Consider the following 19,617-nt stretch of genomic DNA (forward strand, 5'->3'; position numbering starts at 1 on the left):
ACCTTGCTGAGGATGTCTACAGGGACCCACACTTTGAAGGGGCGCCAGGCTGATAGTTGATTTTTATTGGCAGGGGCTCTTGCTGGTAAGGGGCACTCACTAGAGGCAGGCCTCGGCAATGCGGCGCTTAAGCTCGTCGATACCCACACCGGTTTGGGAGCTTGTGATGATTACATTTTCGGCCGGGACGTTGAGCTGCTTTTTGATGGCTGCTGCCTGGCGGGCCTGTTGGGTGCGGCTGAGCTTGTCGGCTTTGGTGAGGCAGACGATAAAGTTGAACTCGTTGCCCTGCAGGTAGTCGATCATGTCATGGTCGAGTTTACTGGGGTCGTGGCGAATGTCCACCAGCGACACAACCAGGTTAAAGCTGCGCCCTGAGTCGAAGAAGTCGCCGATAAGCTCGGCCCAGCGGTCGCGCTCGGCCTTGGAACGACGGGCGAAACCGTAGCCCGGCAGGTCCACAAAGTGCACGTCGTCGGCCTCGAAGAAATTGATGTTGCTCGTCTTGCCCGGCGTGCTCGAAACCTTGACCAGGTTCTTGCGGCCAAAGAGTTTGTTCATGATGGAGGACTTGCCCACGTTGGAGCGGCCGACGAAGCTCACCTCGGGACAGGTGGACTCGGGGATCTGCGAAACCTTGCCGTAGCTGGCGACGAACTTGGCAAGCTGGTAATTAATTGAATCGGCCATGGACACTCCTTGGTCGTAGGTTCTTACAAAACGGGCGTGCTATTGCGCGGCAGCGATACGACGAACGATGTCAAGCGTGATGCCGCTCGCGGTGCGAGCGTACTCGTCCAGATCGAACTCGCGCTCGCAAAACGCGTCATATGCCTCGTCACAATTATCGCTGATAGCGCGCAGCACCAGGCAATCGACACCATTCTTGGCCGCGATGTGCGCAATTGCCGCGCCCTCCATCTCGACGCAATCGGCATGCGTGGCCTCAATCGCAGCGTTACGCATGGCGTCACCCGTAACAAAGCGGTCACCCGTGGCGATAGTGCCACACAGGAACTGCTTGGGGTCCTTCTCCGCAGAATTCTCATCCGCCGAGGTATCCACAAATCCATGCTCGGCAAGCACGGCGGCGGCAACATCAACCAACGCCGGCGTCGAGACAAACTCCTCGAGCCCCGGCGCGGACTCGGCGATGAGTGCCGTATCGGTATCCAGATAGCGCAGGCACTTGCCTATAACCACGTCGTTAATATGCAGTTTAGGGTTAAGGCCGCCCGCAATGCCCGAAAACACAACGGCCTGCGGGGCGTATTTGCTGATGAGATGCTGCGTTGCGGCAGCGGCGTTCACGGTCCCCATGCCTGCCGTCGTGGCGACTACCGTCAGACCCGAAAGCCCACCGTTCACAACGGTCAAGCCCGCCTCCTGCGACTCATGCGCGCCACTCAGCTCTTCCTTAATCTGCGCAACCTCTTTTTCGAGTGCGCCTATGATCGCGATGGTTGCCATGCCATCCCCCAAATCCGTGCAAATTGCTTATCCACGGTATGGTACCAGCATTTTGGCTCAACCGCGTCAGCACCAAGCCGTTAGGCCAGTACAGCTCGGGTATCATAAAGGGGCAAAAATAGCTTGTTAGCCGATGGCCGACCTGAGCTCCGCACGGCGCTTTTTCATGCTGGTCATAACGGCATTGCGCAGCTCGGGCATGCGCGCGGTATCCATCTGGGGCACGCCCTCGAGCTTATAGGGAATGCCCAGTTGCTCGTACTTGACGACACCCATCGTGTGATACGGCAGCATTTCCAGGCCCACCACGTTGTGCCATGGAGCGATGAGGCGACCGAGCTTCTCGCACTCCTCCACCGTGTCGGTAATGCCCGGCACAACCACGTGGCGGATAACGACCTTAATCTTGCGACGGGCAAGCTCATCGCCAAACGCCAGGATGCGCGCAGGATCGCATCCGGTCAACTTTTTGTGCTCAACCGGATCGGCATGCTTAATGTCGAGCAGCACCATATCGGTCTCGTTGAGAACGGCATCGAACTTCTCGGGGCGGTTGGAATCAAACGCATAACCGCAGCTATCCAGGCAGGTATGCACGCGGCCATCGGGGTTGTTGTGCATGGCGCGGAACAGGTCGGCCAAAAACTCGGGTTGCAGAAGCGGCTCGCCGCCCGAAACGGTAATGCCGCCACTGCGATAGAACTCATGGTTGCTCCGGAACTCGTCCATCAGGTGCTCAACGGTCACCATAGTGCCGCCCTTAACGGACCAGGTATCGGGATTGTGGCAATACGCGCAGCGCATGGGACAACCTTGGACGAACACTACGAAGCGGATGCCGGGACCGTCGACCGTTCCCATCGTTTCGATTGAATGCACGCGACCCAGGGCAAACGCAGAGTCCTCGGGATGAGCGTCCACACCCTCAAGCGTCATCTCAGCCATTCCCGCTACCTTGCCTCTCTTTGGTTTTTGCCAATTTTAATGCCAGAGCCATTCTAGCCCATACGCATGATGGTGAAACGGTTTAGTGATCGATTGGGTTGTCCTATTTGGCCCCACGCAAGTGCGGCGAGAGGGTTATCGCAACCCGCCCGCCGCCGTGGCAATAGAGATCGATAGACGCCAGACCTTACGCCTTAAGCGTAAGCACCGCGCCAAAGGCCGTCGGGCCGCAATGGCTCGAGATGACACCGCCGACCTGAGTCCAGGTAGCGTCCTTAAAGCCCAGGTCGTGCGCATAGACTTCCATGTCGTCGCGAAGCTCCTGGGAAAGGCCTACCGAATACGCCAGGCCAATGTGCGAGTAGTCAATCTCGCCCTTCGCAACCATGTGGTCAATAAAGGCGCGGGCGCATTTGAGCATAGAGCCGCGGAACTTCTTGGTCGCCACGAACTTGCCGCCCGTCACCTCAATGCAGGGCTTAATCTTGAGCAGATGGGCGCCTAGGAACGCGACGTTGGACAAGCGACCGCCCGCCTTAAGGAAGGCAAGATCGGTAGGAACAAAGCCCAGCAGCACGCGGTCCATGACGGAGTTCGCGAAGGCGAAGATCTCGTCGACGGTGGCATCGGGGTGAGCCTCGATGTATTTGGCGGTCTCGACGACAACAAGCGACTGGCCCACCGAGACAAAGCGCGTGTCCATAGAGAACACGTAGTCGCGACCCTTGGCGGCGATCTTCGATGATTGATGCGAGCAGGTCGTGGCCTCGGAATACGCGAGATGCAGAATAGTCGCATCGGGCTGCTCAGCGTGAATGCGGTCGTACACGTGAGCAAAATCCGCAGGCGCGCAGCCGCTGGTCTTGGGCATCACGCCAAACTCGTTGCAGCGCGAATAAATCTCGAGCGGATCGATCGAGCCGTCCTCGACGGTCTCGTCACCAATCGTGACATGCATGGGCACGCGCACGATGCCGTAGCGCTCGCAGAGCTCCGGCGTCACATCCGACCCAGACTCAACCACGATTACGTACTTGCCCATTATTATCACGACCCATCTCGACATTGGCTTTTCAATACATGGCACGCGCCGCCGCACTGTTGCACAACGGCGTCCAAGCGCCAAAGAGACGCCGCCCCTTGCACACAACAAAGGACAGCGTCTCCCTGGAAAACTCCGTGCTTATCTAGGATTCCACACGGTTTATTAAGGAGGGTTACTTATTCCGCAAACGGTCGCTATATGCGGTAAGCGGTAGTTGGCCGCGACAACTGCGACACATTCCGTCCAGCAAATCCAATCGTGCTCCACGCACGGTTAATGCACGAGGCGGTAGAAATTCATCGATGCCGCACCCTCGGCGTGCAGCTCCATCGCCGGAACCGCCGGCGAATAGGTACGGCTCGTAAGTGCCGCCTCGCCGCCATTTGCAAAAATCTCGACCATCGTAGTGTCCGAAAGCACGCGTAGGTCGCGAAGCTCGCCGCGCTCAATCGACCTCTGGTCGCGCCCATAGCCTTCGTCACCCATATCGAGGGTAAGCATCCCGTCCGTATAACGCACAAAGACACCCTTGCGGATTTCGAGCTCGACCATCTTGGCGCCCTCACAGGAAACCACAAGATCAAACAGGCGGCCCGGCTCCTCAACGGTTTCACCGCCTGTCGCGCGAACGCAGTCGCCGCGCACCTTCTCAATCTCGTGCGCCGGCTGCTGACAGAGCTTACCATCGCGTATGCTCAGCTCTCGCGGCACCGTCAACGCGCACTGCCACCCGCGTGCCACCGTCGGGTTTTCTGCCGTCGCATCGGGGCAACCAGACCACCCGATCATCAAACGCCGACCCGCAGCATCCTCAAAGGACTGCGGTGCGTAGAAATCAAAGCCGGCATCGACCATCGGGGGCATGCCCTGCCCGGTGATCTTAAAGCTCGGCGCCTCCCAATCGGCCTCGATGGAGAACCACACGCACTGGTGCGGATTGCGGTAACACCAACCATCGGCGGGCACACCCTGCGGACAGCAAACGAGAATAAGCTCGCCATCAAGCTCAAATAGATCAGGGCACTCCCACATAAAGCCAAACTTCTCGCCCGGCTCAATGCGCGTCGCATAGCTCCAGTCCTCTAGATCGTGCGAGGCATAGACAAGCACGCAGCCACGATTGTCTTTCGTACGAGCGCCGAGAACCATGTAGTAGATACCGTCGTGTTCAAGGATTTTGGGGTCGCGCACGTGCGTACCGATATCGTCGGGGTAATCGACCGGCCCAACAGCCATGCGCTTCTCGCCCAATTCGTCGGGATTCTCGGCAACCATATGAATTTGGTTTTGCTCACGGCCCGTCAACACGTAGTCGTAATCATCGCGGTCAAAATGCTTGACGTTGCCGGTATAGAAGTAGTGAATCTTACCATCACGTACAAAGGCAGAACCAGAATACGCTCCACTCGAATCCAAATCGGAATCGGGAAACAGCACGGGACCGTGATTCTCGTAGGTCACAAAATCCTTTGTCGTCAGATGGTTCCAAAGCACTGGACCGCCATGCGCAGCATCGAACGGATCGTATTGATGATAGATGTGATACGTATCACCAATCTGAACCAAACCGTTGGGGTCGTTGAGCCAGCCAAGCTCAGGCTCCACATGGAACAGGAGCCTATCGGGGTCGGACGCGATGCGAGCCGCCGTCTCGTCCTGTCCAGCTCGCCACTGCTCATAGTCCGCGCGTGTCACCTTATTTTTTTGATTAAACATCGCCGTTGACTTTCTCGTCTATGGGGAAGGACGCTCGACTCACACGAGTCGAACGCCCTTCCCCAAATGGACTTATCCTCAGATTACGCTGAACGGCTCAACTAGAAGCTGACATCAAAGCCAGCACCAGCGCCCTCTTCATCAGTGGTCGGCACGCCCTTTGCCTTGTTGTAGGCAAAGATCAAGACGATCGGCACGATAAAGGCGATGAGATTGCCAGCCACATACCACACGAGCGTCTCGGGCGTGACGATGAGCAGGCCAAGCACGCCGGTCAGACCCTGACCGATGGCGCGCACCTCAAAGAGCTTCACGAAGGCACCGCCGCAGCCTGCACCGATGCAAGCGCAGATGAACGGGATGATCGAGTAGCGCATGTTTGCAGCAAAGATTGCGGGCTCGGAGATACCGACCAGCGTCGGGATAAAGGACGACATGCAGATGTTGCGCTCTTTGGAATGCTTCTTGTGAATGAGGTACATGCCGATGGCGCCGCCGCCCTGGGCGATGATGGAAACCGACCAGATGGCCTGGATGTAGTTGAAGCCAGTCGTGGCGACGAGGTTTGCCTCGATACCCTGGATGAACTGATGCGTACCGGTAACGACGAGCGGCTGCAGGAATGCGGCAAAGACAAAGGCACCGAAGACGCCCATCCTGTTGTACAGGATATCGATTACACCGGCGAGGACGTCGCCGATCAGGTTGCCGAGCGGGCCGAACACGGTGAACAGGGCGACGTTAGCAAGAATCAGGGTAACGGTCGGGACAAAGACGAACGAGACGACCTCGGGGATGTACTTCTGGGCAATCTTCTCGACCTTGGCCATAAACCAGGCAGTCAGGATTGCAGGGAACACGCCGCCCTGGAAAGCAACCATGGGGATGGAGAGCGGACCAAAGTTCCAGTACTCAGCACCCGACGGATCCATAACGAACGCGTTACGGTTCATAAGGCTCGGGTGAACCATGACGATACCGACGAGGATACCCAGGATCGGGTTGCCGCCAAAACGCTTGACCGCGCTATACATAACCAGGACAGGCAGGTAGTCAAAGGTGGTGGCAATAATGGCAAAGAAGCTTGCGAGGTTCTTGAGGAACTCGCTGTGGTCGGCGAGGCTGCCCTCCATGCCAAAGAGGCCGTTGGCAACGATCAGCGACTTAAGGCCGATGATGATAGCAGCGCCGACGAAAGCGGGAATGATGGGGATAAAGATGTCCGAGAATACCTTGAGGACCGAGAAGAACTTGCCCTTCTTGTCCGCCTCGGCGCCCTTGACCTCGGAAGCGCTGATCTCCTTAACGCCCGTCAGAGCCATAAACTCATCGTAGACCTTGTTGACGGTACCGGTACCGAAGATGATCATGAGCTGGCCGCTGTTGTACAGCACGCCCTTGACGCCATCGATGTTCTCAAGCTCGGCCTTGTTGTACTTGCTCGTATCCTTGAGCACCAGACGCAGACGCGTAACGCAATGCGTGGCGCCCTCGATGTTCTCCAGACCGCCGACGTTATCGACGACTTGCTGAGACACTACTTTGTAGTCCATGTTCCTCTCCATTCCCTTACGAAATCATAAAACGTTTTGATGCCATTACAGAGACGCGATCGTTGCATTTGCGCACTTGAGCGTACCGTCGGTGACCGTCAGTGCCACACCCTGGCCCTGCTTATTGCAGAAGCGCGCGTTAAGCGCAACATCATCGACAAAGATGGTCGCGATATCGTCGTCAACGACCAGGCGCACATGATGAGTGCCCTCGCCCTTAAAGAACAACGGACGCTCGAGGCCCATGTTGTTGACCTGGAACCACGGATACTGGGGGGCCGCCGTAAACTCGAGCTTGCCCTCACGCAGGTTGGCGCGGAACTCATAGGCAAGACCGGACTCGGCGTCCTCGGCGAGCTTAACCGAGAAGCCGGCAGCGTCACCGGCGAGCTCGATGTCGGCGTCGAGCATATAGGTGGAACCGGCATCCGCAGCGAGCACCTGCTCGACCTTGCCCGACTCGCAGGAAAGCTCAAAGGCCTCGACTGCCTTAGCCTCGCCAAAGGCGCCAAGCATGCTGTCGGGGAGTTTGGTGCCAAGCGTTCCGTCGGCACGCTGAACGATCTCGAGGGGCATAAAGGTGCCACCCCACAGGTAAGAGCTGGGGTCGCCGCCCTCGTCACGCGTAGGAACCCAACCAAAGAGAACGCGACGCTCGCCATCAAATGCGGTACGTGCGGCATAGTACGCGCGGCCATCGAAGGAATCGTCCGCAGGAGTGATCCAGGGACCGTTGATGGAGCGAGACATGCGGTAACGGGTCTTGTTGCCATCACTGTACTCGGAGAACACCAGATACCACCAGTCGCCCATCTTAAAGAGATCAGGCATCTCGAACATGGTGTAAAGGCCCGGATTCCACCAGTCGCCCTGGAACTCCCAGGTATCCAGGTCCTTGGAGGTGAACTTGACCAGACGCCCGGTCATCAGACGCTTGTCCTCGCCCACGCGCGTGCCGAGGATGAGCATGTACTCTTCGTTCTCCTCATCCCAAAGCACAAAGGGATCGCGCCAGTTGCGGTCATCGTAACCTTCCTGGGGCGGAAGCAGCGTCTCGGCGATGTTCTTCTCCCACTTGACGGCGTCGTCACTCGTTGCGTGAAGAAGAACCTGCTTCATCAAGCGTGCGCGGACCTTATCGCGATTGCAACCAGTGTAGAGCGCATGGTACTTGTCGCCCACCTTAAACACCGTGCCGGCATAAACATACTGGTCGACTTCCTCGTCGCCGCCACGCTCAAGGCTCTCGCCAAAGTCCTTGTAGTTGACGAAATCCTTGGTCGTCGCGAGTGCCCAACCAAACGGCTCTCCGAAAGGACCGGGGTTTCGCGTGTCACGCTGGTGATAGAGATAGAACGTGCCGTCCTCGCCGTACGGCATGATGTCGCCTACCCAAATTCCCTCAGGCTGGTAATACACCTTGTGCATCCGAGACTTCCTTTCTCACGAGATACTAACTCGGTACAACTGCAAGATATGTCAATCGTTTTCATATGTCAAACGTTTTCACACCAATACGTCTTTTCGCAGTTCCAGTCGTCGGCAAACGGTTGACATATGCCGGCGAACGGTCATCAGAGGTGTTTGAGGAATTCTTTTGGCACGGGATGAACTACGCGGTTTTACCCTCAATGAGTTCAACGGGGAGCTTGATATTCGATTCGGGCTTTTCGCCGTTAATAAGAGCAATGATGGATTGCGCCGCGAGCTCTCCGATGCGATCGATATCTTGGCGTACGGTTGTTAAGTCAGGCATAAACGTCATAGTGCGGCGGGCACCATCCGCGCCCACGACCTTAATATCGCCCGGAGCGCTCAAGCCGCGCTGCTTCATCACGTTAAGACAGATAGCCGCCATCGTGTCGTCTCCCGCAAAGATGCCGTCAATATCGGGGTTCTCATCGAGGATCTTCGCAACGACCGCGCTCTTTTCGTCGTCGGGTTTAACGAACTCGACCTCACGGACAAGCGCGGGCAAACCGGCCTGCTCAACAACATCGAGGTAGGCATCGGTACGCTTATTGGCAGGCATGCGCATGCGGCTATTGCTGCGCAGGCACAAGATGCGCGAACACCCGTCATCGATAAGACGACGCGTGGCAAGTTCGCCGATGCCATAGCTGTCGCTCGCAATCTGAACAGAGGTCTCGCCAAGGTCGCAGTCGATACCAACCAGACTCAAGCCCATCTCGGCATACGCCTCGGCACCGATATTAAGCGAGTTGACGATGACGCCATCAACCATATTGCGCCGAAGCATATCGATATAAGAACGCTCAAGATCAGGTCGATTGGCGCTATTGCACAGCAACATCTTAAAACCGTTTTCGGCCAGGGTACGCTCAACGGCTTGGACCGCTTGGGCATGAAACGGGCTGCTGACATAGGGGACGATCATACCGATAAGATTCAGGCGACCGTTGAGCATGGCACGGGCGATATCGTTGGGCGTATAGTTGATGCGCTTCATCGCGGCATGGACCTTATCGCGGGTCTCTTGACTAATATAGCCGCGATTATTAAGCACGCGAGATACCGTAGTGGGCGAAACCCCCGCCACCGCCGCAACTTCCTTGATGCCAGGCTTAGCCGTATCCTTAGAACGAGCACTCTCGCGAGCCATAGCACCCTCCCCCATCAACATGTCATACGTTTACATACGAACAAAGCATACCCCAACAACAGCGGGAAGACGGTAACAGCACAAGTAAGTAAACGACTCATCCAAATAATTAGGAGAGTTCCGCCTAAAGGGTGACTCCAAAGGACCCCACATGGCCGGTTTTGGGTTATTTTCCAAAACATCCCGCAGGACGCAAAGAGGCTCCGCCGCGCAACGCGCGCAGCGGAGCCTCTTTGCATGTCCGAGGACGTTTTGGGAAATAACCCAAAACCGGCCCCAGTAATTCTACAGGAGTTGAACCCTTTAGAACTTGTCGTGGAAGGTACGCGCAATGACCTCGTCCTGCTGCTCCTTGGTGAGCGTGTGGAAGTTCACGGCATAGCCGGAAACGCGGATGGTCAGCTGCGGGTACTTCTCGGGGTGAGCCTGAGCGTCGAGCAGCGTCTCACGGTTGAAGACGTTGATGTTCAGGTGGTGGCCACCCTTCTCGGCGTAAGCGTCGAGCATGTGGACCAGGTTATCGGCCTGGGTCTCGGAAACTTCAGAAACCTTCATAATGTGTCTCCTTCGATTAATAGGCGCCGGCCGAAACCGGCGCACTAATCAGTAATCGTTATTGTTAGTATAGCACTAACAATAGTTACTCGCCCAGCTGATCAAGGTCGATATCGCCAAAGAACACCTGGTCCTCCTTGCCGAGCGCACTCGGGATGATGGAGAAGGTGTTGGAGATGCCGTCCTGAGCATCGCGGAACGGGAGCTTGGAAACCGAAGACAGCGAAGCGATGGCGCCGTGGCTATCGCGCTTGTGCATGGGGTTAGCACCCGGGGCGAACGGCTGACCAGCCTTGCGGCCGTCGGGCGTGGAGCCGGTCTTCTTACCGTACACGACGTTGGAGGTAATGGTCAGAACCGAGGTCGTGGGCACGGAGTTGCGGTAGGTGTCGTTCATGCGGATGTACTCCATGAACTGGTGCACAACGTCGTGAGCGATCTGGTCGACGCGGTCGTCGTCGTTACCGTACTTGGGGAACTCGCCCTCGGTCTCGAAGTCGACGATGATGCCATTCTCGTCGCGGACGGGGTGGACCTTGGCGTACTTGATGGCGGACAGGGAGTCAGCCACGACGGAAAGGCCAGCGATGCCCGTAGCGAACCAGCGGTGCACGTGCTTGTCGTGCAGAGCCATCTGGATGCGCTCGTAGCAGTACTTGTCGTGCATGTAGTGAATGATGTTCAGCGAGTTGACGTACACGCCAGCGAGCCACTTCATCATGTCGTTGTACTTGGCCACAACGTCGTCGTAATCGAGCGTATCGCCCTCGACGGCGCGATACTTGGGGCCGACCTGCTTCTTGGAGACCTCGTCAACACCGCCGTTGAGTGCGTACAGCAGGCACTTGGCCAGGTTGGCGCGAGCGCCGAAGAACTGCATCTCCTTGCCGATGCGCATGGAGGACACGCAGCAGGCGATGCCGTAGTCGTCGCCATGATAGACGCGCATGAGGTCGTCGTTCTCGTACTGGATCGAGGAGCTGGCGACAGAAGTCTTGGCGCAGAACTTCTTGAAGTTCTCGGGCAGACGGGTCGACCACAGAACGGTCATGTTGGGCTCGGGGCTGGTGCCCATGTTCTCGAGCGTGTGCAGGTAGCGGTAGCTCATCTTGGTAACGAGCGTACGGCCGTCGACACCCATGCCGCCGATGGACTCGGTGACCCACTGCGGGTCGCCGGTGAACAGGGCCTGGTACTCAGGGGTACGGGCAAACTTGACCATGCGAAGCTTCATGATGAAGTGATCCACGAACTCCTGGATCTGCTCCTCGGTGAAGGTACCGTTGGCAAGGTCGCGCTCAGCGTAGATGTCGATGAACGTAGAGGTACGGCCGATGGACATGGCAGCGCCGTTCTGCTCCTTGACGGCAGCAAGGTAGGCGAAGTACATCCACTGGATGGCCTCCTGCGTGTTGGTAGCAGGGTTGGAAATGTCGAAACCATAGGTCTCGGCCATCATCTTAAGCTCGCCGAGGGCGCGGATCTGCTCCTGCAGCTCCTCACGATCGCGGATGTTGTCGGCGGTCATGACCGTCGGGGTGGAAGCCTTCTGGGCCTCCTTGTCCTTGATCAGGTAGTCGACACCGTACAGGGCGACACGACGGTAGTCGCCGATGATACGGCCGCGGCCATAGCCATCGGGCAGACCGGTGATGATGTGAGCCGAGCGGCAAGCACGCATCTCGGGGGTGTAAACATCGAAGACGCCAGCGTTGTGGGTCTTACGCTCGAAGGTGTAGCGCTCGACAACGTTCTCGTCGACCTTATAGCCGTGCTGGCTGGCAGCCTGGCAAGCGATGCGGATACCGCCGTTGACGTGCAGCGCGCGCTTGAGCGGCTTGTCGGTCTGGAGACCGACGATGGTCTCCTTCTCGCGGTGGGCGTTATCGATGTAGCCAGCGGGGTGGCTCACGATACCTGTGACGATCTTGGTGTCCATATCGAGGACACCACCCTGCTCGCGCTCCTTAAGCAGCAGGTCGAGAACCTCGCCCCACAGCTCCTTGGTACGCTCGGTCGGACCGACGAGGAACGACTCGTCGCCCTCGTAGGGGGTGTAGTTCTTCTGGATGAAGTCTCGGACGTCAACTTCTCCCGTCCAGATGCCTTCCTTGAAGCCTTCCCATGCCTCCTGCATTGTGTAACCACGCTCCTAGTTACGTGTAATGCGGCGCTCTCTCACACCGCTGCTTATTGAATTCTTGAATTTTCGGCTTGCACTACCGGCTTCTTCCGTTCTTCACCACACGTTGGTGCAGGGAAAACGTTTGTCCACCTTGGAACTACAACCCAAAACCCAAGATTTCACCCGTTTGAGAAGGATAACATAGCGACCCTCTCCATCTGGGCTGTTATATGTTTCTTTTTTTATATCATAAGGGCGTTTTTTACAAACCCGCAGGAAATGCGAGCGTGAACAACTACCGTTCACCGATTTGTACGTTATTTTTCCTTGCCTTTGTACGACGTTCGCTCTAGCTGTTATGTCAGCTTTAGCAGGGTAAAGTGTCCCAGAGACCCTACAGAAACTGCAGGGCGGCCACAGGATCCCCCGTGGCCGCCCTGTGGCGTGACTAGTTTTTAGCTTTGATTGCCGCTTGGCATTAGGCGGCTGCGGCGGCCTTGTCGGTCGTTGCCTTGCTATTGCCGTTGCCCTGGCCCTCAAAATGCTTGTAGCACCAGCTGGTGACCAGCGGGGTCAAAATAGCCGTCACGATTGCGCAGGCAGCAACCTGTGCCGTAGCCGTCGCGAGCACGGCGCCGCCGTACATGGCCCCGTTGACGCTTGCCATGGCAGCAGGCGTGGCCACATTGGCTCCGGCGCAGCTCGAAATGGCCGCACCTGCGACACCCGTACCGCCCGTGAGCTTATCGACCGCGATGACGGGAATTGCAAAGATCGCCGAGCAGATCACGCCGAGCAAAATACCGGGAAGACCGCCATTAATGAGCTGGCCAAAGGTCATGGTCGAGCCCATGGCAAAGAAGACGAGCACGATGATGGCGGAAAGTGCCGGTGCCATCATCTTCTTAAAGCTGGGGAACAGGTTGCCCAGGATAATGCCGACGACGATCGGCAGGATGGCGCCCACGAGCGACCAGCCAATCGGAGCCTGACCGGCGGCGCCGAGCACGATCATCGTGACCGGAGGGCCGACAACGAGCGTGGTGATGGCGACGGCGCCACGCTCGGCCTCGTTGCCCATGGTGCCCATCAGTCCAGCGTACATAGCGTTGTTGGCACCCGTGCAAGCGGCCAGCATCACCATGGCCGAGATGCCAAACAGGTTGTCGTTGAACACATAAAGGATGAGCAGCGACACGGCAACGACCACGATTTGCTTGACGGCGATGATGATGGCACCGCGGGCAGCGGCGGCAGGAGCACTCTTAAACGAAATCGTCGTACCGACGATAAGCAAAAAAGCGCCCACGAGCGGGCCTGCACCCTGCTGGGTCATGCCAAGCGTAAAGCTGCCGAGCGTTTTGAACAGGTCGGGGAACAGCGTGTTGAGCAGGCAGCCCAACAAAAGCGGCACCAAAATATTGGCACCCGGGATGGAGGACATCTTAAAGAACGGCTCCTTTGCCGCCGGCGCCTCCACCGCAGTCGATTCACTCATATATATCTCCTTTGGATGCATGCGAATCGTAGCCGCACGCGCCTATATCAGAAAGAAGGCGACGGTCCCGAGTCGCAGGAGCCGTCGCCGAATAATCGTCGTGGGGTATTACCCGTCCAGGACGATGCCGCCGTCGCAGTCGCCGATCTCGCCGTTCACGAAGCTGGCGAGGTCGGAAGCGAAGAACAGCACCATCTGCGCAGGCTCGCTGGCCTGGGCGGCGCGGCCCAGAGGAATACCGTTGATGATGCGCTGAGAGTTCTCGTCAGAGAGAATCGAGGTCATATCGGTCAACGTAAGCGACGGGCACACGGCGTTGCAGCGGACGCCAAACTTGCCGCCTTCCTTGGCGACTGCCTTGGTTAGACCGTTAACACCGGCCTTGGAGCTCGCGTAGGCGGCTGTGCCGAGCAGGCCGCCACCGATCTTGCCCGCAACGGAACTCACGTTGACGATAGTGCCGGCATGGGCCGCCTTAAAGTGCGGGTACACGGCGTTCATCATAGTGAAGGTACCGTTGAGGTTGATGTCGATGGTGCGACGCCACTCGGTGTCATCAATCTCGTCGAACTTCTTGGTGCTGATGACGCCAGCGCAGTTGATCAGGATGTTGGTTTGCGGCAGGTCCGTAAAAATCTGCTCGACGGTCTCGCGCGCCTTGGGCGCATCGGCGACATCGAGCTGATAGAACTTGTTGCCCTCGCCAAGCTCGGCCACAGCGGCCTCGCCCTTAGCAGCGTTCCTTGCGATGAGCGCGACATGTCCGCCGCCCGCGACGATGCCCTTGGCGATCTCGAGGCCAATGCCCTGAGTGCCGCCCGTGACAATCGCGGTCTTGCCCGTGAAGTCAAATGCCATGACTCCATCCCCCTTTATATAAGGTGTCTCCTCGCGGGAAGTTGGAGCATCGCACGTGGCGATTATATGAGTCCCAGTCGTCATGGTGGTGACAACCCCTCGCCTAACCGCGGGCATGATAGTTCTTTGAAACGCTTTAGCAATTGAATGTTTTTAAGTCTTAATGAGCTCTTAATATTGCCTAGCGGCCAAGTGGATTTTTGGGACATGCCTAGAAATCCACCGAATGGGATGGTTGAGCGGGGGTATCATCTTCCACCGAAAATAGTTTCTAGTGTTAGGGGTTTTCGTTGGAAGATACCGATTTCCATGAGCTTGGGCGTCAGCTCTTTACCGAGTTTGGCAGCATGCACCAGCGCGTTTCGCGCTTTGCCGACCAGGCTCTGGGTGGCGAGATGGCCGTCATGCGCGCCCTCATGCGCGCCGGCGGCTCGCTCACGCCGAGCGAACTCGCTGATCGCGCCTGGGTCTCGAGCGCCCGCATCGCCAATATCCTGCGCGCCCTCGAGGCCAAGGGCTGGGTCGAGCGCGAGCACTCAAAGACCGACCGTCGTCGCGTACACGTCACGGTGACCGACAAAGGATTCCAGGTTATCGAAATCAAACGTCGGGAATTCGAGGACCGCACCGCGGCCTTCCTCGAGCAGCTTGGCGAAACAGATACCCAAGAGATGGTGCGCCTTCTTAGACGTGCCAACGAAATTATCGACCGCAATCAAGAAAGGAGAGATGCCGAGTGAGGATTCTCAAGCTCTTTAAAAAACATATCCTGGCACTGTTCGCAGCTATCGTACTTATCGTAATCAGCTGCAACGCCGATCTGGCGCTGCCTACCTATATGAGCGACATCGTCGACGTGGGTGTGCAGCAAGGCGGCATCGCCTCGCCTGTGCCCGACACCATTCGCGCCGAATCGCTCGACGACCTCGAACTCTTTATGAGCGCCAAGGACGCCAAAGCTGTGGAGGCCGTGTTTAGCAAGGCTGACAAAAACGGCATTCGAACGTACAAGGGCACCGAGGAAGAGCGTGCCGATGGAGGCAAGATTGCCGACATTATGAGCCTGCCCGAGACTGTCGTCCTTTCGCTCAACCAGGGCATCGACGCCAACTCCATGGGCGACATGATGGGCTCGTCCAGCGAGAAAGACAACAATGCTGCCCAGGCCATGCCCACCCCCGAGCAAATGGCAGCGATGACGCCCGAGCAGCTCGCCGAGATGCAGCAGAAGGCCGCAGCGGCGCAGAACATGCAAAAGCAGATTGATGCCGACGGCGGCAAGATCACCATGAAGAGTCTGCGTCTGGGCGTTGAAGGCGGCCTAATCGACCAGGGCAAGCTCGTCGAGGGCGCCAACCAAATGGCGGACAAAATGGGCTCCATGTCGGGCTCCATTGTGACCCAACGCGCCGTGAGCTATGTGCAGGACGAGTACAAGGCGCAGGGCATCGACCCCGCCGACGTGCAGAACGCGTACCTGAGTCGCATGGCGACCACGATGTTTGGGCTGTGCCTGGTGTCGCTCGTCGCCACCATCCTGACCGGTGCCGTGGCGTCGCGCACCGCCTGCTCCATCGCCCGCGACCTGCGCCGCGAGACCTTCAACAAGGTTATGCACTTCTCGCCAGCCGAGGTGGGCAAATTTAGCCAGGCCTCGCTCATTACCCGCTGCACCAACGACATTCAGCAAATCCAGATGGCCGCAACTCTGTTTATCCGCATGTGTCTGATGGCCCCCGTCATGGGCATCGTCGCCGTTATGCGCGTCCTGGCCAACCATACCGGCCTGGAGTGGACCATCGCCGTTGCCATCATCGCGGTCTCGGCCGTCGTCGGCGTGCTTATGGGCCTCACCATGCCCAAGTTCAAAAAGATGCAAAGCTTTGTTGACCGCGTGAACCTTACCGCCCGCGAGCTGCTCGACGGCCTTATGCCCATCCGCTCGTTCAACCGCGAGGAACATGAGCTCGAGCGCTTTGACAAGGCTTCGCTCGACCTAATGACCACGCAGCTCTACACCAACCGCGCCATGAGCTTTATGATGCCGCTCATGATGCTCGTCATGAACTGCATCACCGTGCTTATCGTCTGGTTTGGCGCGCAGGGCGTGTCCGACGGCGTGATGCAGGTCGGCAACATGATGGCGTTTATCTCCTACACCATGCAGATCGTCATGGCGTTTATGATCCTCACCATGGTTTCGGTCATCCTGCCCCGTGCCGAGGTCGCAGCCGAGCGCGTAGATGAGGTCATCACCTGCCCCACGAGCATCAACGACCCTGCCTCGCCCAAACTGCCCGCGGCCAGCTCGCCGCGCGGTGAGCTCACCTTCCGCGACGTGAGCTTCCAGTACCCCGATGCCCGCGCCGACGTCATTAGCGGTGTGAACTTCACCACGCATGCCGGTCAGATGCTCGGCATCATTGGCTCCACGGGCTCGGGCAAGTCCACGCTCGTACAGCTGATTCCGCGCCTGTACGACGTCACGGGCGGCAGCATTTCGCTCGACGGCATCGACGTGCGCGACATGACCCTTTCCGAGCTGCGCCGCCGCATTGGTTACATCCCGCAGCAGGGGCGTCTGTTCTCGGGCACCGTCGAGAGCAACCTCAAGTTTGCGGGCGACATGGTGAGCGATGATGACATGCGCCAGGCCGCGCGCATCGCACAGGCCGAGGACTTTATCGCCGAGCGTGAGGGCGGTTACGACTCCCCCATCAGCCAGGGCGGCTCCAATGTTTCGGGTGGTCAGCGCCAGCGTCTGGCCATCGCCCGCGCATTGGCCAAAAAGCCCGAGGTCGTGGTGTTCGATGACTCGTTTAGTGCCCTCGACTACAAGACCGACGCGCGCCTGCGCGAGGAGCTGGCCAAAAACGTTACCGACGCCGCACTCGTGGTCGTGGCCCAGCGCATCGCGACCATCATGCACGCCGACCAGATCATCGTGCTCGAGGACGGCCACGTAGTGGGCACCGGCACGCACGAGGAGCTGCTGCGCAGCTGCCCGGCGTACCTGGAGATCGCACAGTCGCAGCTTTCCGCCGAGGAGCTGGGGCTTACCCAAGAAGAAATTGCAGCCGTCATGGAAGGAGGCGAGCGCTAATGGCAGACGAGACCAAGACTCAGATTCCCAAGCCCACCCGCCAGCGTGGTCCCATGGGCCGCATGGGTGGCATGCGTCGTGGCGAAAAGGCCAAGGACTTTAAGGGCACCATGAGGCAGCTGCTCGGCTATATCGGCCAGCACAAGATTGCCGTGTTTGCCGCCGTCGCCTTTGCCGTGTGCTCGGTCATCTTTAACATTGTGGGACCCAAGGTGCTCGGCCAGGTTACGACCAAGCTGTTCGAAGGCCTGGTCGCCAAGGTCAACGGCACCGGCGACGTTGACTTTGACTGGATCGCCAAGACGCTCGGCTTTTTGCTCTGCCTGTATCTGGCGAGCTCTGTCTGCAGCCTGGTCCAGGGCTGGCTCATGACCGGCGTCACGCAAAAGATCTGCTACCGCATGCGCAAGGAAATCGCCGCCAAGATTGCCGTCGTGCCGATGAGTTACTTCAACGGCCACAGCAAGGGAGACGTACTCAGCCGCATCACCAACGACGTCGATACGCTGGGTCAGTCGCTCAACCAGAGCGTGACGCAGCTCATCACGTCGGTGACGCAGATTATCGGCGTGCTCGTCATGATGCTTTCGATCAGCCTGCCGCTTACCGGCGTCACCGTGCTCACGCTGCCGGCCGCCGCGATTATCTTGACCGTAATGATTCACTTCTCGCAGCCGTACTTCCGCGAGCAGCAGCAGGTTCTGGGCGCCGTCAACGGCATTATCGAGGAGGACTTTGCCGGCCAGAACGTCATTCAGGTGTTCGACCGCGCCGAGGCCTCGATCGAAGAGTTCGACCGTCAAAACGACCGCCTCTTTATTAGTGGCTGGCGCTCGCAGTTCCTGTCGGGCCTGATGATGCCGCTTATGAGCCTGGTGGGTAACATGGGCTACGTGGGCGTTGTCGTGGTGGGCGCACAGCTCGCACTGACCGGCAACGCCACGCCCGGCGACATCCAGAGCTTTATCCAGTACGTTCGCAACTTTACGCAGCCCGTGCAGCAACTGGGCAACGTGAGCAACACGATGCAGTCGATGGCAGCCGCCACCGAGCGCGTCTTTGAGTTCCTGGCCGCGCCCGAGGAGGAGCAGAAGGCCGACGCGCAGATTCCCGAAAAGCGCCCCGGCCATGTGGAGTTTGATCACGTCAAGTTTGGCTATACGCCCGACAAGACCATCATCCACGATTTTAGCTGCGAGGCGCAGCCCGGCCAGACCATCGCCATCGTCGGCCCCACCGGCGCCGGCAAGACCACGCTCATCAAGCTGCTGCAGCGCTTCTACGATGTGGACGGCGGTTCGCTGCGTGTCGAGGGCGTCGACGTGCGCGACTGGGACCGCGCGGCGCTGCGCGGCGAGTTTGCCATGGTGCTGCAGGATACCTGGCTGTTTAACGGCACCATCCGCGAGAACATCCGCTACGGACGCCCCGATGCGAGCGATGCCGAGGTCGAGGCCGCCGCGCGCGCCGCACGTTGCGACCACTTTATCCATACGCTTGCCGGCGGTTATGACTTTATGATTAACGAGGAGGGCACTAACCTGTCGCAGGGTCAGCGCCAGCTCGTGACCATCGCCCGTGCCATTTTGGCCGACCGCCCGGCGCTGATTCTGGACGAGGCGACTTCCAACGTCGACACCCGCACCGAGGAGCTTATTCAGCGCGCCATGGATGCGCTGATGCAGGGCCGTACCAGCTTTGTCATCGCGCACCGCCTGTCCACGATCCGCAACGCCGACGTGATCTTGGTAATTCGCGACGGCGACATCGTCGAGAAGGGCACGCACGACGAGTTACTCGCCCAAGGCGGCTTCTACGCCGACCTGTACAACTCGCAGTTCGACGAGGCGGCGTAACAACCGGCGGCAAACAACCGCAATGCCCAGAAAACGGGGGCGCAGGACAACCTGCGCCCCCGTTTTTGCTCTGCGACCCTCAAACCGCCTCCCCTGGGACCTGATTGACAGCCCCTTCGAGGCCCCGTGGGCAAAAAATGGCAAATATGAGTACTGTTACCCTTTTAGTAACAGCCAAAACAGCCCCAAATACCGTTTTCACGGCTTACACGCGTCCCTAAAATGATCAAACAGCCCTATAGCGAACTTATATGTGTTTGCGTTAATGAG

General features: G+C 58.3%; 15 protein-coding genes. 3 read left to right on the forward strand and 12 right to left on the reverse strand.

The annotated features are described in order from the left end of the window. Positions 1–99 precede the first annotated feature (99 nt). From yihA to AAAX75_RS05685, 12 genes are all read right to left on the reverse strand, one after another. On the reverse strand, positions 100–690 hold the full coding sequence (yihA, locus tag AAAX75_RS05630) for a ribosome biogenesis GTP-binding protein YihA/YsxC (RefSeq protein ID WP_349091377.1): 591 nt from the start codon (positions 688–690) through the stop codon (positions 100–102). Positions 691–729: 39 nt separating this feature from the next. Next, positions 730–1,470, reverse strand: a complete 741-nt coding sequence (gene mtnN, locus AAAX75_RS05635) for a 5'-methylthioadenosine/S-adenosylhomocysteine nucleosidase (RefSeq protein WP_342996032.1) — start codon at positions 1,468–1,470, stop codon at positions 730–732. 126 nt (positions 1,471–1,596) lie between these two features. Beyond that, on the reverse strand, positions 1,597–2,415 hold the full coding sequence (gene pflA / locus AAAX75_RS05640; RefSeq protein WP_349091378.1) for a pyruvate formate-lyase-activating protein: 819 nt from the start codon (positions 2,413–2,415) through the stop codon (positions 1,597–1,599). A gap of 187 nt (positions 2,416–2,602) precedes the next feature. After that, complete coding sequence (locus tag AAAX75_RS05645; RefSeq protein ID WP_349091379.1) at positions 2,603–3,457, reverse strand: DegV family protein; 855 nt, start codon at positions 3,455–3,457, stop codon at positions 2,603–2,605. Between the two features lie 276 nt (positions 3,458–3,733). Continuing rightward, positions 3,734–5,176 carry a glycoside hydrolase family 32 protein gene (locus AAAX75_RS05650; RefSeq protein ID WP_349091380.1) on the reverse strand — a complete coding sequence of 481 codons (1,443 nt, stop codon included), beginning with the start codon at positions 5,174–5,176 and terminating at the stop codon, positions 3,734–3,736. A gap of 101 nt (positions 5,177–5,277) precedes the next feature. Then, entirely contained in the window at positions 5,278–6,729 is a 1,452-nt protein-coding gene (locus AAAX75_RS05655) for a PTS transporter subunit EIIC (protein WP_271761288.1), read from the reverse strand. Between the two features lie 45 nt (positions 6,730–6,774). Continuing rightward, positions 6,775–8,157, reverse strand: a complete 1,383-nt coding sequence (locus AAAX75_RS05660) for a family 43 glycosylhydrolase (protein ID WP_148346449.1) — start codon at positions 8,155–8,157, stop codon at positions 6,775–6,777. A gap of 184 nt (positions 8,158–8,341) precedes the next feature. Further along, the gene (locus AAAX75_RS05665) at positions 8,342–9,352 is read right to left on the reverse strand and encodes a LacI family DNA-binding transcriptional regulator (protein WP_349091381.1); all 1,011 of its coding nucleotides are present in this window, start codon (positions 9,350–9,352) and stop codon (positions 8,342–8,344) included. Between the two features lie 303 nt (positions 9,353–9,655). Beyond that, positions 9,656–9,907, reverse strand: coding sequence for an autonomous glycyl radical cofactor GrcA3 (gene grcA3, locus AAAX75_RS05670; RefSeq protein WP_006234861.1), 252 nt, complete (start codon positions 9,905–9,907; stop codon positions 9,656–9,658). An 85-nt stretch (positions 9,908–9,992) separates the two neighbouring features. After that, positions 9,993–12,044 carry a formate C-acetyltransferase gene (gene pflB, locus AAAX75_RS05675; protein WP_006234859.1) on the reverse strand — a complete coding sequence of 684 codons (2,052 nt, stop codon included), beginning with the start codon at positions 12,042–12,044 and terminating at the stop codon, positions 9,993–9,995. Between the two features lie 466 nt (positions 12,045–12,510). Continuing rightward, the gene (locus tag AAAX75_RS05680; RefSeq protein ID WP_349091382.1) at positions 12,511–13,530 is read right to left on the reverse strand and encodes a 2-keto-3-deoxygluconate permease; all 1,020 of its coding nucleotides are present in this window, start codon (positions 13,528–13,530) and stop codon (positions 12,511–12,513) included. A 108-nt stretch (positions 13,531–13,638) separates the two neighbouring features. Beyond that, positions 13,639–14,388, reverse strand: a complete 750-nt coding sequence (locus tag AAAX75_RS05685; protein ID WP_006234857.1) for an SDR family NAD(P)-dependent oxidoreductase — start codon at positions 14,386–14,388, stop codon at positions 13,639–13,641. A 290-nt stretch (positions 14,389–14,678) separates the two neighbouring features. Between AAAX75_RS05685 and AAAX75_RS05690 the strand changes: the two genes are divergently transcribed. The 3 genes from AAAX75_RS05690 to AAAX75_RS05700 are packed head-to-tail and all read left to right on the forward strand — an operon-like array spanning position 14,679 to position 19,347. Next, positions 14,679–15,128, forward strand: coding sequence for a MarR family transcriptional regulator (locus tag AAAX75_RS05690; protein WP_050766108.1), 450 nt, complete (start codon positions 14,679–14,681; stop codon positions 15,126–15,128). Continuing rightward, the gene (locus AAAX75_RS05695) at positions 15,125–17,491 is read left to right on the forward strand and encodes an ABC transporter ATP-binding protein (protein ID WP_349091383.1); all 2,367 of its coding nucleotides are present in this window, start codon (positions 15,125–15,127) and stop codon (positions 17,489–17,491) included. Before AAAX75_RS05690 ends, AAAX75_RS05695 begins: the two co-directional genes overlap by 4 nt. Next, entirely contained in the window at positions 17,491–19,347 is a 1,857-nt protein-coding gene (locus tag AAAX75_RS05700) for an ABC transporter ATP-binding protein (protein ID WP_195620757.1), read from the forward strand. The genes AAAX75_RS05695 and AAAX75_RS05700 overlap by 1 nt, the downstream gene beginning before the upstream one ends. Positions 19,348–19,617 lie beyond the last annotated feature (270 nt).

The organism is Collinsella sp. CLA-ER-H7 (assembly GCF_040092345.1).
Lineage (GTDB): Bacteria > Actinomycetota > Coriobacteriia > Coriobacteriales > Coriobacteriaceae > Collinsella.

Excerpts from the sequence above, each read along its gene's own strand:
- yihA (WP_349091377.1), bottom strand. The coding sequence starts at position 690 with ATGGCCGATTCAATTAATTACCAGCTTGCCAAGTTCGTCGCCAGCTAC.
- mtnN (WP_342996032.1), bottom strand. The coding sequence starts at position 1,470 with ATGGCAACCATCGCGATCATAGGCGCACTCGAAAAAGAGGTTGCGCAG.
- pflA (WP_349091378.1), bottom strand. The coding sequence starts at position 2,415 with ATGGCTGAGATGACGCTTGAGGGTGTGGACGCTCATCCCGAGGACTCT.
- AAAX75_RS05645 (WP_349091379.1), bottom strand. The coding sequence starts at position 3,457 with ATGGGCAAGTACGTAATCGTGGTTGAGTCTGGGTCGGATGTGACGCCG.
- AAAX75_RS05650 (WP_349091380.1), bottom strand. The coding sequence starts at position 5,176 with ATGTTTAATCAAAAAAATAAGGTGACACGCGCGGACTATGAGCAGTGG.
- AAAX75_RS05655 (WP_271761288.1), bottom strand. The coding sequence starts at position 6,729 with ATGGACTACAAAGTAGTGTCTCAGCAAGTCGTCGATAACGTCGGCGGT.
- AAAX75_RS05660 (WP_148346449.1), bottom strand. The coding sequence starts at position 8,157 with ATGCACAAGGTGTATTACCAGCCTGAGGGAATTTGGGTAGGCGACATC.
- AAAX75_RS05665 (WP_349091381.1), bottom strand. The coding sequence starts at position 9,352 with ATGGCTCGCGAGAGTGCTCGTTCTAAGGATACGGCTAAGCCTGGCATC.
- grcA3 (WP_006234861.1), bottom strand. The coding sequence starts at position 9,907 with ATGAAGGTTTCTGAAGTTTCCGAGACCCAGGCCGATAACCTGGTCCAC.
- pflB (WP_006234859.1), bottom strand. The coding sequence starts at position 12,044 with ATGCAGGAGGCATGGGAAGGCTTCAAGGAAGGCATCTGGACGGGAGAA.
- AAAX75_RS05680 (WP_349091382.1), bottom strand. The coding sequence starts at position 13,530 with ATGAGTGAATCGACTGCGGTGGAGGCGCCGGCGGCAAAGGAGCCGTTC.
- AAAX75_RS05685 (WP_006234857.1), bottom strand. The coding sequence starts at position 14,388 with ATGGCATTTGACTTCACGGGCAAGACCGCGATTGTCACGGGCGGCACT.
- AAAX75_RS05700 (WP_195620757.1), top strand. The coding sequence starts at position 17,491 with ATGGCAGACGAGACCAAGACTCAGATTCCCAAGCCCACCCGCCAGCGT.